The sequence below is a fragment of the Actinomadura sp. J1-007 genome (assembly GCF_009793335.1).
GTDB classification, from domain to species: Bacteria; Actinomycetota; Actinomycetes; order Streptosporangiales; family Streptosporangiaceae; genus Spirillospora; species Spirillospora yumaensis.
In genome coordinates this window covers 1,190,146-1,203,541 of record NZ_WING01000001.1, presented here as the reverse complement: position 1 = coordinate 1,203,541, position 13,396 = coordinate 1,190,146, and the positions used below count along the sequence as shown (strand labels likewise).

Here is a 13,396-nt window from a genome sequence, read left to right as displayed (position 1 = left end):
GGGGATCAAGGAGATCCGCTGGAGCGACAAGTCCTGACATCGTGGGGCCGTGATCGATGTCGCGGTCGTGGCCTGCACCCTCGTCGCCGTGATCGCCGTCCCGAGGCTCCCTCCCCATCCGGTCTCGGGACGGTCCGCCCGGTGGGCGGCCCCCGGCGTCTCGCTCGCCGCCGTCGTGGCGCTGGTCTACGCCAACCAGGTCCTGTTCACCGTGTACGTCCTGCGCGTCCACGGCGGCGACCCGTCCTTCATCGCCCGCCACCTGCCGTCCGGCTGGTTCGCGATCGCGGACGGCCCGCCCCTGGACGCGTTCGCGCGCCGCTTCCCGGCCCCGGACCTGCTCTCCGTGACCGTCCTACGCGTGCAGGCGTTCCTGGAGCTGCCCTTCGTGCTCCTCGCGTACGGGACCGTCCTGCACAGGCTCGACCACGACCTGTACCGCCGCGTCGCCCGCTCGGCCGTCCTCTGGGCCGCGTCCGCCTCGTACACCCTGGTCTTCTGCCTGGTCGAGTGGGACCTGCGCACCCCGTACACGGCCCAGGACATCGCCATCCGGATCTGCGCGGCCGTCGCGGCGCCGCTGTGGATCCGCTGGACCGCGGCCCGCGCGCCCGCTCCCCGTCCGGCCGGCCTCGCCGCCTTCGCCGCGTTCGCGCTGGCGCTCGGCTACATCGTGCTGACCGTGTACGACACCGCGCTGCTCTACAACCTGTCGCACCTGCGGCCCGCGGGCCCGGCGGCGGCGCTCGCCGTTCTCCTGCTGGCCCATCGCCTTCCAGGCGGGGAACCCTCCGGCCCGGCTTTGCGGACCATCGCCGCAGGGCTCCGCTGGGGCCTGGCGCTCTTCTTCGTTCCTGCCTTGGCCATCCGCTACGGGGTCAACTTCGCGACCCCCTGGGTGGCCGCCGCCGCGGCCGTCCTCATAGCGGTGGCCGCGACCGCGTTCGCCGTACGGGAATCCCTGGACGGCCGAAGGCAGATCCTCGTGTGGGCCCTCCGGATGGCCGCGGCCACGGTCGTCGGCTTGCTCGCGGCGTACGCGGCGGCGCGGGCGTTCCCGGACACGCACTACGAGGCCGCGTTGCTCCGGGCGGCAGCCGCCTTCTTCGCAACCATCGTCCTCGCCGCCCACCTAGCGGACCGCCGCACCCGCCCCTGAACCGCGGGGCGCGCCTGGCGTTCCATCCCCACACGACGGACGCCGACGTGGACGCTGCTCTGAACGCGCCGGCCTGAGGAGGGACGTCAGTCGACGGGGCGGAGCTCGTCGGCGTAGCTGACGGACAGGCGGCGCATGAGGCCGGTCTCGTCGATGGAGTACTGGCCCAGCCGCCAGAGCGGCGGCGAGTACGCGTGGATGGAGACCGACGCGCGGGCCGACCCGACGAGGCGGTGGATGTGGTCCGGGCCGAAGCAGAACGAGACGCCTTCGCCCATGACGGTCTGGACGTGCGCTCCGCCGATGCGGGGGTTGTTCTCTTCGAGCGCGCCGGAGACGACGCGGACGGCTCCGGACGAGACGTCGTGGTCGTGCCATCCGGTGTCGTTCTGGGGCGTCCAGCAGAGGAGCCACACGTCCACGTACTCGTCGCGGTAGAGGGAGGCGTAGTGGCGCTCGTCGTCGGAGAACGCGACGTGCTGGCGCCACAGTTCGGGGCGTTCGGCCAGGTCGTCCACCAGGGCGCGCAGCTCGTGCTTGTCGAGCGGGCGTGCGGGGAGGTTCTCCAGGTGGGTCGTCTCTGGGGCCGTTGATGGCACGGGGCTATTCCTTTCCTTTCAGCAGGCGGCGGGGGTTCGCCACGCGGATCGCGTGGTGGGCGGCGTCGCCCAGGTACAGGTCGCGGGGGCCCGCGTACGGGCGGTCGGTGCCGTGCACGATCGCGTCGATGCCGAGGGCGCGCATGGTGGCGTCGGCGGCGCGCGGTCCGTAGGAGGACGTCTCGACGTAGGCGGACGGGTCGATCTCGTTGCGTCCGCCTCCCCGCGCGGTGAAGCGTTCGCCGTGGAGGGGGGCCAGGCCGGCGAGCATGGCGAAGCAGACGCGCAGGCGCGGGTGGCGCGGCCTGCCGAACGCCCGGAACGCGAACCACGCGGCGTGCATCTGCTGGACGTACGGCACGAGCGCGGGCCACCACCCGGGAACGCCCGCCGAGGCGGGGGCGGCGCCGGGGTGGACGAAGAGGGGCACGTCGCGTTCTTCGAGGACCGACAGCAGCGGGGCGCAGCGCTCGTAGCCGGCGGGGTCCTGGAGGGCGGTCGCCGGGAGCTGGAGGCCGGCGAAGCCCTCGGCGAGGACCTCGGTCAGGGCGGCGGGGTCGATCTCGCTCAGGCAGGCCGAGGCCCAGGCGCCGAACGGCGCGGGGAGGGCGGCGGCGCCTTCGTGGTAGGCGGCCAGAAGCGGACGCGCCTCCGCGGGGGGCAGCCATTCGATGCCGAGCGGCGACGAAAGGGAGACCAGGGCGGCGGCGAGGCCGTCGCCCTCGGCCTGGGCGGCGCGGGCGGCGGGGTCGTGGTCGGCGGGATCGACCTCGTACGGGGGCTCCCCGTCCAGGTGGAGGGTCCAGCCGTCGAGGAACGGCGGCGTGCGGCGGGCGCGGAGGGCGGCGAGGAGGGGCGCGCCCCAGAGGTGCTGATGAATGTCGGTCGCGTTGGTCACACGCACATCCTTCCTCCTCCCACGCGACTGAACCGCATCAGTGAATCGCTTCAGTGAACCGGTTCAGTGCCCGCCGCGTCAAGTCGGTGCCGCTGTTTCGTCGGTGCCAGCCTTTAGGGTTGACGGGTGCCAGACAGGCGCAAGCGCGCGACCATCCGGGAGGTGGCGCAGGCGACGGGGTTGTCGCCTGCCGCCGTGTCGTACGCGCTGCGCGGGATCCAGACCTCGGAGGAGACCCAGCTACGGGTCCGGGCGGCGGCCGAGGAGCTCGGCTACGAGGCGCATCCGATCGCCCGCGCGCTGGCCAGCGGGCGCACCGGCCAGGTCGGGCTGCTGTGCGGCTCGCTGGAGGACTACTGGCAGCAGTCCCTGGCCGTCGGCATCGGCCGGGCGCTGCTCGCCCGCGACCGCTACGCGCTGATCGTCGACGCCGGCGGCGACCCCGAGCGCGAGCTGGCGCTCGCCCGGCGGCTGCGCGACCAGCGGGTCGACGGGCTGATCGTCCAGCCGCTCGACCCGGCCGCGGAGCTCTGGGCCGAGCTGGCCGAGACGATCCCGGTGGTGTCGATCGGCGACGCGCTGCGCGGCGGGCGGGCGCAGGGCGAGGTCGTGTTCGACAACCGGCGCGGCGTGACGCTCGCCCTGGAGCACCTGCGCGACCTCGGCCACCGGCGCGTGACCGTGCTCACGCCGACGCTCGCGCGCACCCCCGACCGGCCCGCCGACGTGCACGTCAACGCCGAGGCCGAACGGCTCGGCCTGCGCGTCGAGGTCGTCGTCGCGCCGCAGGCCCTCGCCGAGGCGACCGACGTGGCGGTCGGCATCCTCGCGCGCCCCGACCCGCCCTCGGCGATGTTCTGCTTCAACGACTCCATCGCCTACGGCGTCTACGCGGCGACCCGCGAGCTCGGCCTCGCCGTGCCCGGCGACGTGGCGGTGTGCGGCTACGACGACCATCCGATGTCGGCCCTGCTCACCCCGCCGCTGACCAGCGTCGACTGGGACATCGACGGCATCGTCCACGACGCGGTCCGGCTCGTGGTCGACAGCATCGAGGGCAAGCCGCGCGAGCGCCGCGTCGTCCGCGAGCCCGCGCTGCGCGCCCGCCAGTCCACCGACGTCCCCTCCGGCGCGCGGGCCGCGCGCCGGGCCGACGGCGGTCAGGAGCCGTAGCCCTGGACGCGGGCGAGCCGAGGCAGCAGGTCGGCGGCGACGGCGATGTCGTCGTCGAGCGGCCGGTCCTCCACGCGCGGGTCCAGCACGGCGGCGGCCTGGTCGTGGGCGGCCTTGAGCGGTCCGCCGGCCGGGGCGCGGCCCTGCATCCGCAGCGCGCGGGCGGCGGCGACCAGCTCGCAGCCGAGCCCGATCCGGTACGCGGCGACGGCGTCGGTGGTCGCGCGGGCCGACTGGGTGGAGAAGCCCGCGTGCTCCTCGACGCCCCGCGAGAGCACGGCGCTGCCGAGCGCGGCGGGCGTGGCGAGGCGGCGCACGTCGGCGAGCGCCGAATGCGCCACGTACTCCAGGATCATGATCCCCGACGACGCCTCGGTGGCCCCCTGGAAGGGGTAGAGCCCGGTGAACGAGGGCTCGGCGAGCGTGCCGAGCCGGGCCGCCGACAGCGCCATCGTCTGGAAGAGCGCGGCGCGTGCGGTGTCGAGGGCGAGCCCGACGTAGGCGGTGTGGAAGTTGCCGTTGTGCCAGACGGTGTGCCCCGCGACGTCGACCAGCGGGTTCTCGGCTGCGGCGTTGACCTCCCGCGTGACGACCGCCTCGGCGTACCCGGCGGCCTCCAGCGCCGGGCCGTGCACCTGGGGGAACGCCCGGTAGCCGTACGGGTCCTGGATGCGGGCGGGCGCGGCGCGCTCGAAGGCGAGCAGGGCCCGCATGGCGGCGGCGGCCTCCCGCTGGCCCGGGTGCGGGCACGCGTCGTGCACGGCGGGCGCGTACGGCTCCTCCGAGGCCCGCACGGCGAAGTGCGACAGGGCGGCGACGACGGTCGAGGCGGCGAGCAGCTCGCGCAGGTCGGTCACGGCGAGCGCCGACTCGCCGAGGGTGGCGGCGTTGGAGCTGATGAACGCCAGCGCGTCCGACGAGCGGAGCGTGAAGCCGGGGCCGCGCTCGGGCGCGCCGTCCGGCCCGGCCAGCCACGCCCGCTCGCCGAGCAGGCAGAGCGCGGTCGAGGCGAGGGCGGTGAGGTCGCCCGTGCCGATCGCCCCGTACACCGGGACGGGCGGGAGCAGGCCGAGGTTCAGCACGTCCGCGAGGGCCTGGAGCGCCCCGGGCTCCACGCCGGAGCCGCCCGCCGCGAGCTGGTTGAGCCGTACGGCCAGCATCGCCCGCACGATCTCCGGCGCGATGAGCGGGCCCGCTCCGGCCGCGTGGCTGCGCAGCAGCCGCAGGCCGTGCGCGTCGGCGTCCTCCCACTCGACGTCCACGACGCGGTTGGCGCCGACGCCGGTCGTCCGGCCGTAGACGGGCTGCGCGTCGGCGACCTCCCGGGCCACCCGCCAGGCGGAACGGGCACGTTCCAAGCCGCTCGGGTCTATGGCGACGATCACATCCTCGCGGGCGGCGCGGGCCACCTGGGCACAGGTCAGGCCGGTGCCGTCGATAACGATTCGGCTGTTCTCCACGGGGCCACGCTACTTTCTTCACTATTCAGATCGATAAGCTCAGGATGTGATGTCTTGACCAGGTTGGAACGTTGGTCCCGATCGGAGCTTTGGCTACTGTTGAGTACCGGCCGAATCCGATCACCGGACCACCACCACCGCTGCCAGCGACCGGAACGACGGCGTTACCGACGCCCGACGAGGACGTGAATCGTTTGATCACCTTTGAGGGCGTGACCAAGCGCTACCCCGACGGCACCGTCGCGCTCGACGACGTGAGCCTGGAGTGCCCCACCGGCCGCATCACGGTGTTCGTCGGCACCTCGGGCGGCGGCAAGACCACCGCGCTGCGCACCATCAACCGGATGGTCGAGCCCACCGGCGGCCGGGTGCTCATCGATGGGCGGGACGTGCTCGAACGCAAGTCCAGCGAGCTGCGCCGGGGCATCGGCTACGTGATCCAGCACGCCGGGCTGTTCCCGCACCGCACCATCGAGGACAACATCGCGACCGTCCCGTACCTGCTGCGCTGGAACCGGAAGAAGGCCCGCGACACCGCCCACGAGCTGATGGAGCGCGTCGGGCTGGAGCCGGGCATGGCCAAGCGCTACCCCTTCCAGCTCTCCGGCGGCCAGCAGCAGCGCGTCGGCGTCGCCCGCGCGCTCGCCGCCGACCCGCCGATCATGCTGATGGACGAGCCGTTCAGCGCGGTCGACCCGGTGGTGCGGCACGAGCTCCAGGAGGAGTTCCTCCGGCTCCAGGCCGAACTGCACAAGACCATCGTGTTCGTCACCCACGACATCGACGAGGCGATCAAGCTCGGCGACCGGATCGCGGTGTTCCGCACGGGCGGGCGGCTGGTCCAGGTGGCGAGCCCCGAGGACATCCTCGCCCGCCCCGCCGACGACTTCGTCGCGGGCTTCATCGGCCACGACCGCGGCATCCGGCGGCTGTCGTTCATCCCGGCGACCGACGCGCCGCTGACCGAGCGCTCGGTGCTGGCCGCCGACGCGCCGGTCGCCGACGCCCGCGCCGCCGGGGACGAGTGGACGCTGGTGATCGACGCCGACCGCCGCCCCCTCGGCTGGGCGTCCGCCGAGGTGCTGCCCGCCTCCGGCACGGTCGGCGACGCGCGGCTCGCCCCGATCGGCCACACGTTCGACATCGAGGGCGACTCGGTGCGCGCCGCGCTCGACGCCGCGATCCTGTCCCCGTCCGGCCGGGCGGTCGGCGTGGACGGCGCGGGCCGCCTCGTCGGCGTCGCCGACCAGGCCGACCTGAGCGCCACGATCACGGCGGCCGTGGCCGCCGAGGCCGCCGAGGCCGAGGCCGTGAGCGCGGGCGCGGCGGCGGGCGCGGCGGCGGACGGGGCGGACCCGAAGGACGCGGGCTCGGGTGATCGGCCCGCGGCGGGCGCGGACGGCGGTGGCGGCTGATGGAGATCGACTGGGGCTGGATCGGGGAGCACGTGCCCGATCTCACCGACCGGGGCGTGATCCACCTGCGGCTGTCGCTGCTGCCGGTGGTGTTCGGGCTGGTCATCTCGCTGCCGCTCGGCGTGCTGTGCCGCCGCTTCGGGTGGCTGTACCCGCCGACGCTGACGATCGCCAACGTCCTGTACGCGATCCCGTCGCTGGCGCTCTACATGGTGTTCATCCAGTACACCGGGGTCAACGCCTCGACGGTGATGATCCCGCTGACGCTCTACAGCCTGTCGGTGCTCGTGCCGAACGTGGTGGACGGGCTCGGCTCGGTGCCCGACCCGGTGCGGCAGGCGGCGACCGCGATGGGCTTCGGCACGCTGCGCCGCCTCGTCCAGGTCGAGCTGCCGATCGCCGTCCCCGTGGTCATCGCGGGCGTACGGGTCGCGTCGGTCTCCTCGATCAGCCTGGTCAGCGTCGGCCAGCTCATCGGGCAGGGCGGCCTCGGCTACGACATCATCCGCGGGTTCCAGCTCGACTTCCCGACGCAGATCCTCGCCGGCTCGCTGCTGATCATCGTGCTGGCGCTGGTCGTGGACGCGATCCTGGTGCTCGTACAGCGGCTGCTCACCCCGTGGGCGCGGGCGCGGGGGAGGACGGCGTGAACGACCTCTGGAACCAGATCGAGCTCGTCTCCGAGTGGCTGTCGGCCTCGGCCCAGTGGCACGGCGACGACGGCATCCCGCACCGCCTGCTCCAGCACCTCCACTACAGCGGCCTGTCGCTGCTGTTCGCGGCGCTGATCGGCCTGGCGTTCGGGCTGCTCGTCGGGCACACGGGCCGCGGCGGGTTCCTCGTCGCGAGCCTCGCCAACATCGCGCGCGCCGTCCCGACGATCGGGCTCATCCTGCTCGTGGTCACCGTCGCGGGCCTCGGCGTCACGCCGGTGCTGGTGGCGCTGACGGCCCTCGCGATCCCGCCGATCCTGGTCAACACGTTCGAGGGGATCCGCGGGGTCGACGCCGACGCCAAGGACGCGGCGCAGGGCATGGGCATGACCGGCTGGGGCGTGCTGTGGCGCGTCGAGGCGCCGATGGCGCTGCCGCTGATCCTGCTCGGGCTCCGCACCGCGGCGATCCAGATCGTCGCGACCGCGACCATCGCGGCGTACCCCGGGCTCGGCGGCCTCGGCCGCTACATCGTGGACGGGCTGGCGCGCAACGACTACGAGCTGGTCATCGGGGGGACGGTGGTGGTGGTCGTGCTCGCCGTCGTGGTGCAGCTGGTGTTCGCGCTGCTGCGGCGGCTGGTCGTCTCGCGCGGCCTGCTCGGCTCGTCCCGCCCGTCCTGACCGGCCCGCCCGTACCGACACGCCCGTACCGACCCGGACTCCGTCCCCAGAAGAAGGAAGAAACCCATGAAGCGCATCATCCGCGGCGCGGCGGTCGGCCTGGTGGCCGCGCTGGCCCTGTCCGCCTGTGGCGGCGGGGGCGACGACGACAAGGACAACCCGCTGTCCGGCGGTGGCGGCGGCAAGGGCACGATCACGGTGGGCGGGGCGAACTTCCCCGAGAGCGGCCTCATCGGCGAGATCTACGCCCAGGCGCTGGAGGCCAAGGACATCAAGGTCAGCCGCAAGTTCAACATCGGCGCCCGCGAGGTCTACTACGACCAGGTCGTCAAGGGCGGCATCAGCGTGATGCCCGAGTACAACGGCGCGCTGCTGACCACGTCGGTCGACAAGAGCAGCACCGCCGCGACCACCGAGGAGATCAACGCCGCGCTGAAGGCCAAGCTGCCGGCGGGCGTGGAGATCCTCGACTCGGCCAAGGCTGAGGACAAGGACTCGGTCACGGTCAACGAGCAGACCGCGACCAAGTACAAGCTGAAGTCCCTGAACGACCTCAAGCCGATCGCCGGGCAGCTCACGATCGCCGGGCCGTCGGAGTTCAAGACCCGCCAGCAGGGCCTGGTCGGGCTGAAGACCAAGTACGGGCTGAACTTCAAGAAGTTCCAGCCGTTCGACGCCGGCGCCCAGCCGACGCTGGTCAAGCTGCTGAAGAAGGACCAGATCCAGGCCGCGGACCTGTTCACCACGGACCCGACGATCCTGGAGAACAAGTTCGTCGTGCTGGACGACCCGCTGCACGTGTTCAGCGCGCAGAACGTCACCCCGCTCGTCCACAAGTCCGCGGTCAACGACCAGGCCCGCGCGGCGCTGAACGCCGTGTCGGCCAAGCTGACCACGCAGGACCTGCTCGACATGATGAAGCGCCTCGTCGGTGACAAGGACGACCAGGAGAAGGTCGCCGAGGACTGGCTCAAGAAGGCCGGCCTGGCCTGACGACCCGTCCGGCCCGTGCCGTTCGGCCGTTCGGAAGGCCCTCGCCGCGCGTCGCGTGGCGGGGGCCTTCCGCGTCCGGGCGGGCCGTCCGGCGGGCGGCCGCGGGGCGGGCTTCAGGCGGGCGGGCGGCCGGCCAGGCGCGTGGTGAGGTCGGCGGCGGCGGCCCGGACGGGCTCGGCCAGCCGGGGCCAGGTCTCCGGCGGGCGGTCCCGCCGCCGGAACGTGACGGTGATCGCGGCGGCCGGGTGGCCGGTGTGGTCGAACGCGCAGGCCGCGATGCTGGCGAAGCCCTCGGTCACGTAGCCGTCCTCGGACGACCAGCCGCGGCGGGCGTCCGCGGCCAGCTCGCGGCGCAGCTCGCGCAGCGACGCCGGGCTGCCCGCGCCCGTACGGTCGACGAACCTGGCCCGTTCGGGGGCGCCGTCCGCGCGCTCGGCGGATCGGCCCGGGAACAGCGCCCGGACCTGCGCGGCGGGCAGGTGCGCGAGCATCGACCGGCCGCTCGCGGTGAGCTGCGCGGGCATCCGCACGCCGACGTCGGTGACGAGCGTCGCGTGCCGCCGGGGCTGCTCCTTGAGCAGGTAGAGGGTCTCGGCGCCGTGCAGGACGCCGAGCTGGGCGATCTCCCCGAGCCGGTCGACCAGGCGGCGCAGCACCGGCCGGGCGAGCCGTTCGAGCGGCTCGTGCCGCAGGTAGGCGGACCCGATCTCGAACGCCGCGACGCCGAGCCCCCAGCGGCGCTCCTCCGGGACGTACGCCACGAAGCCGTCGCCCGCCATCGCGGTCAGCAGGTGGTAGGTGCTGGAGCGGGGCAGCTCCAGCGCGCGGGCGATCGCCGAGGCGGGCAGCGGCCCCGCCGAGCCCGCGAGGAGCCGCAGCACCGCGAGCGCCCGCCGCGCCGCCGGAACCTGCGCCACGCCGTCCCCCTTCCCGCCGCCCGAGGCCCGCGGTCGCGCCGCGGGCCGTCCATGACCAGGGCTACGACGCGCGGCCGATGATCTCCGTTCCGTCCCGCCCCAGCCCATTGTCTCGTATGTGAGACATAACGGCCCGCGGGGCCCTCCCGGGGGCCGCGCTCGGGCGGTGCAATGGTGGGTATGAGTTTCGGCATGGGGGACACGACGGTCCGGGTCGGACCGGAACCGCTGACGTTCGACCAGGTCGCCGCGGTGGCGCGGGACGGCGCGCCGGTCGCGCTGACCGACGAGGCGCTCAAGGGCATCGCGGCGGCGCGCGCGCACATCGAGGAGCTGTCCGCGCGGCCGACTCCGGTGTACGGGGTGTCCACGGGGTTCGGGGCGCTCGCCACGCGGCACATCGCGCCGGAGATGCGGGCCAGGCTCCAGCTCAACATCGTCCGGTCGCACGCGGCCGGGTCGGGGCCCGAGGTCGAACGGGAGGTCGTGCGGGCGCTGATGCTGCTGCGGCTCCGCACGCTCGCCTCCGGGCGGACGGGCGTGCAGCCCGTCACGGCGCGCACGCTCGCCGACCTGCTGAACGCCGGCATCACGCCGATCGTCCACGAGCACGGCAGCCTCGGCTGCTCGGGCGACCTCGCGCCCCTGGCCCACGCGGCGCTCGCGCTGATCGGGGAGGGCGAGGTGCGGGACGCCGCCGGCGTGCTCAAGCCCGCCGCGCAGGCGCTCGCGGAGGCCGGGATCGAACCCGTCACGCTCGGCGCCAAGGAGGGCCTGGCCCTGCTGAACGGCACCGACGGCATGCTCGGCATGCTCGTCCTCGCGATGCGCGACCTGCGGCTGCTGCTCAAGGCGGCCGACGTCGCGGCGGCCATGACCGTCGAGGCCCTGCTCGGCACCGACCGGGTCTTCGCCGCCGACCTCCAGGAGCTGCGCCCGCACCCCGGGCAGGCGGCGTCCGCCGCCAACCTGCGGGCCCTGCTCGCCGACTCCGGGATCATGGACTCGCACCGCGGCCCCGACTGCACCCGCGTCCAGGACGCGTACTCGCTGCGCTGCGCGCCCCAGGTGAACGGCGCGGCGCGCGACACGCTCGCCCACGCCGAGCTGGTCGCCGGCCGGGAGCTGGCCTCGGCGGTGGACAACCCGGTCGTCCTGCCCGACGGGCGGGTCGAGTCGAACGGCAACTTCCACGGCGCCCCGATCGCGTACGTGCTGGACTTCCTCGCGATCCCCGCCGCGGACGTCGCCTCGATGTCCGAGCGGCGGACGGACCGGATGCTCGACAAGGCCCGCTCGTTCGGGCTGCCGCCGTTCCTCGCCGACGACCCCGGCGTGGACTCCGGCCACATGATCGCCCAGTACACGCAGGCCGCGATCGTGTCCGAGCTGAAGCGCGTGGCCGCGCCCGCGAGCGCCGACTCGATCCCGAGCTCGGCGATGCAGGAGGACCACGTCTCGATGGGCTGGAACTCCGCGCGCAAGCTGCGCCGCGCCGTGGACGGCCTCGCGCAGGTCGTCGCCATCGAGATCCTCACCGCCGCGCGGGCCCTGGACCTGCGCACCCCGCTGCGCCCCGGGCCCGCCACCGGCGCCGTCGTCGCGGCGCTGCGCGAGCGGGTCCCGCCGCCCGGCCCGGACCGCTACCTCGCCCCGAGATCGCCGCCGCGACCGAGCTGGTCCGCGACGGCTCCCTGGTGGCCGCCGCGGAGGCGGTCACCGGCCCGCTCGCCTGACCCGCCCCGCCCGACCCTTTCCGTACGTCCCGTCCCACGAGGAGCCCACGATGTCCGGTCCCCGGCCCGTCCGCGCGCCGCGCGGCACGACGCTGACCGCCGCCAAGAACTGGGGCGCCGAGGCCGCCCTGCGGATGATCCAGAACAACCTCGACCCCGAGGTGGCCGAGCACCCCGACGAGCTGGTCGTCTACGGCGGCTCAGGGAAGGCGGCCCGCGACTGGGACGCCTTCGACGGGATCGTCCGGTCGCTGTCGCGGCTGGAGGGGGACGAGACGCTGCTCGTCCAGTCCGGCAAGCCCGTCGGGGTGTTCCGGACGCACGAGTGGGCGCCGCGCGTGCTCATCGCCAACTCCAACCTCGTCCCGCAGTGGGCGACGTGGGAGGAGTTCCGGCGGCTGGAGGCGCTCGGGCTGACGATGTTCGGGCAGATGACCGCCGGGTCGTGGATCTACATCGGCACGCAGGGCATCCTCCAGGGCACCTACGAGACGTTCGCCGCGGTCGCCGAGAAGCGCTTCGGGGGCTCGCTCGCCGGGACGATCACGCTGACCGCCGGGCTCGGCGGGATGGGCGGCGCGCAGCCCCTCGCCGTCACCATGAACGGCGGCGTCGCGATCTGCGTCGAGTGCGACGCCTCCCGCATCGACCGCCGCGTCGCGCACCGCTACTGCGACGTGCGGGCCGACTCGCTGGACGAGGCGCTCCGGCTCGCCGAGGAGGCCAAGGCCGAACGCCGCCCGCTGTCGATCGGCGTGCTCGGCAACGCCGCCGACGTCGTCCCCGAACTGCTGCGCCGCGGCGCGCCCATCGACATCGTCACCGACCAGACCAGCGCCCACGACCCGCTGCGCTACCTGCCCGCGGGCGTCGCGTTCGAGGACTGGGCCGCCGAGGCCGACAAGGACCCGGCCGCGTTCATCACCCGGGCGCGCGAGTCGATGGCCGCGCACGTCGAGGCGATGGTCGGCTTCCAGGACGCGGGCGCCGAGGTCTTCGACTACGGCAACTCGATCCGCGGCGAGGCGCAGCTCGCCGGGTACGCGCGGGCGTTCGACTTCCCCGGCTTCGTGCCCGCCTACATCCGGCCGCTGTTCTGCGAGGGCAAGGGCCCGTTCCGCTGGGCGGCGCTGTCGGGCGACCCGAAGGACATCGCGCGCACCGACCAGGCGATCCTCGACCTGTTCCCCGACAACGAGCCGCTGACCCGCTGGATCCGGATGGCGCGGGAGAAGGTCCACTTCCAGGGCCTGCCGTCCCGGATCTGCTGGCTCGGCTACGGCGAGCGCGACCGGGCGGGCGAGCTGTTCAACGACCTCGTCGCGCGCGGCGAGATCAGCGCGCCGCTCGCGCTCGGCCGCGACCACCTCGACACCGGCTCGGTCGCGTCCCCGTACCGCGAGACCGAGGGCATGGCGGACGGCTCCGACGCGATCGCCGACTGGCCGCTGCTGAACGCGATGCTCAACACCTCCTCCGGCGCGACGTGGGTGTCCATCCACCACGGCGGCGGCGTCGGTATCGGCCGCTCCATCCACGCCGGGCAGGTCTGCGTCGCCGACGGCACCGCGCTCGCGGGCGAGAAGCTCCGCCGCGTCCTCACCAACGACCCGGGCAGCGGCGTGATGCGGCACGTGGACGCGGGCTACGACCGCGCCGCCGAGGTCGCCGCCGAACGGGGCGTCCGCATCCCGATGGCGGAGTCCTGAC

Annotated in this window: 11 protein-coding genes and 1 pseudogene; 8 read left to right on the top strand and 4 right to left on the bottom strand. The window is 74.0% G+C overall.

Annotation, left to right across the window (positions count from 1 at the left end; translation table 11 throughout):
- The first annotated feature begins 49 nt into the window (after positions 1-49).
- Positions 50-1,159 carry a hypothetical protein gene (locus tag GEV43_RS05445; RefSeq protein ID WP_160819740.1) on the top strand — a complete coding sequence of 370 codons (1,110 nt, stop codon included), beginning with the start codon at positions 50-52 and terminating at the stop codon, positions 1,157-1,159.
- Positions 1,160-1,245: 86 nt separating this feature from the next.
- Here the strand turns inward: GEV43_RS05445 and GEV43_RS05440 are convergent, their stop codons facing one another.
- Positions 1,246-1,758: a cysteine dioxygenase family protein gene (locus GEV43_RS05440; protein ID WP_160819739.1), complete on the bottom strand. Its 513-nt coding sequence runs from the start codon at positions 1,756-1,758 to the stop codon at positions 1,246-1,248.
- Positions 1,759-1,762: 4 nt separating this feature from the next.
- A complete protein-coding gene (locus GEV43_RS05435; protein ID WP_160819738.1) occupies positions 1,763-2,656 on the bottom strand; it encodes an amidohydrolase family protein in 894 nt (297 codons plus the stop codon).
- Between the two features lie 126 nt (positions 2,657-2,782).
- On the opposite strand from GEV43_RS05435, the gene GEV43_RS05430 reads away from it, so the two are divergent.
- Positions 2,783-3,829: a LacI family DNA-binding transcriptional regulator gene (locus GEV43_RS05430; protein WP_160819737.1), complete on the top strand. Its 1,047-nt coding sequence runs from the start codon at positions 2,783-2,785 to the stop codon at positions 3,827-3,829.
- Here GEV43_RS05430 and GEV43_RS05425 read toward each other — a convergent pair.
- On the bottom strand, positions 3,817-5,289 hold the full coding sequence (locus tag GEV43_RS05425; protein ID WP_160819736.1) for an aromatic amino acid ammonia-lyase: 1,473 nt from the start codon (positions 5,287-5,289) through the stop codon (positions 3,817-3,819). The genes GEV43_RS05430 and GEV43_RS05425 overlap by 13 nt on opposite strands.
- A gap of 194 nt (positions 5,290-5,483) precedes the next feature.
- On the opposite strand from GEV43_RS05425, the gene GEV43_RS05420 reads away from it, so the two are divergent.
- The 4 genes from GEV43_RS05420 to GEV43_RS05405 all read left to right on the top strand — a co-directional run bounded on the left by GEV43_RS05420 (position 5,484) and on the right by GEV43_RS05405 (position 9,033).
- Entirely contained in the window at positions 5,484-6,704 is a 1,221-nt protein-coding gene (locus tag GEV43_RS05420) for an ABC transporter ATP-binding protein (protein ID WP_160819735.1), read from the top strand.
- Positions 6,704-7,354: an ABC transporter permease gene (locus tag GEV43_RS05415; protein ID WP_160819734.1), complete on the top strand. Its 651-nt coding sequence runs from the start codon at positions 6,704-6,706 to the stop codon at positions 7,352-7,354. Before GEV43_RS05420 ends, GEV43_RS05415 begins: the two co-directional genes overlap by 1 nt.
- The gene (locus GEV43_RS05410) at positions 7,351-8,040 is read left to right on the top strand and encodes an ABC transporter permease (RefSeq protein WP_160819733.1); all 690 of its coding nucleotides are present in this window, start codon (positions 7,351-7,353) and stop codon (positions 8,038-8,040) included. The genes GEV43_RS05415 and GEV43_RS05410 overlap by 4 nt, the downstream gene beginning before the upstream one ends.
- Positions 8,041-8,106: 66 nt before the next feature.
- Entirely contained in the window at positions 8,107-9,033 is a 927-nt protein-coding gene (locus tag GEV43_RS05405; protein ID WP_175249981.1) for an ABC transporter substrate-binding protein, read from the top strand.
- Positions 9,034-9,146: 113 nt separating this feature from the next.
- On the opposite strand, the gene GEV43_RS05400 is transcribed toward GEV43_RS05405, so the two are convergent.
- Positions 9,147-9,950: an IclR family transcriptional regulator gene (locus tag GEV43_RS05400; RefSeq protein ID WP_309239464.1), complete on the bottom strand. Its 804-nt coding sequence runs from the start codon at positions 9,948-9,950 to the stop codon at positions 9,147-9,149.
- Positions 9,951-10,142: 192 nt separating this feature from the next.
- On the opposite strand from GEV43_RS05400, the pseudogene hutH reads away from it, so the two are divergent.
- Both hutH and hutU read left to right on the top strand, forming a co-directional pair.
- A pseudogene (hutH, locus tag GEV43_RS05395) lies at positions 10,143-11,686 on the top strand (histidine ammonia-lyase).
- A gap of 50 nt (positions 11,687-11,736) precedes the next feature.
- On the top strand, positions 11,737-13,395 hold the full coding sequence (gene hutU / locus GEV43_RS05390; RefSeq protein ID WP_160819731.1) for a urocanate hydratase: 1,659 nt from the start codon (positions 11,737-11,739) through the stop codon (positions 13,393-13,395).
- Position 13,396: the final 1 nt, after the last annotated feature.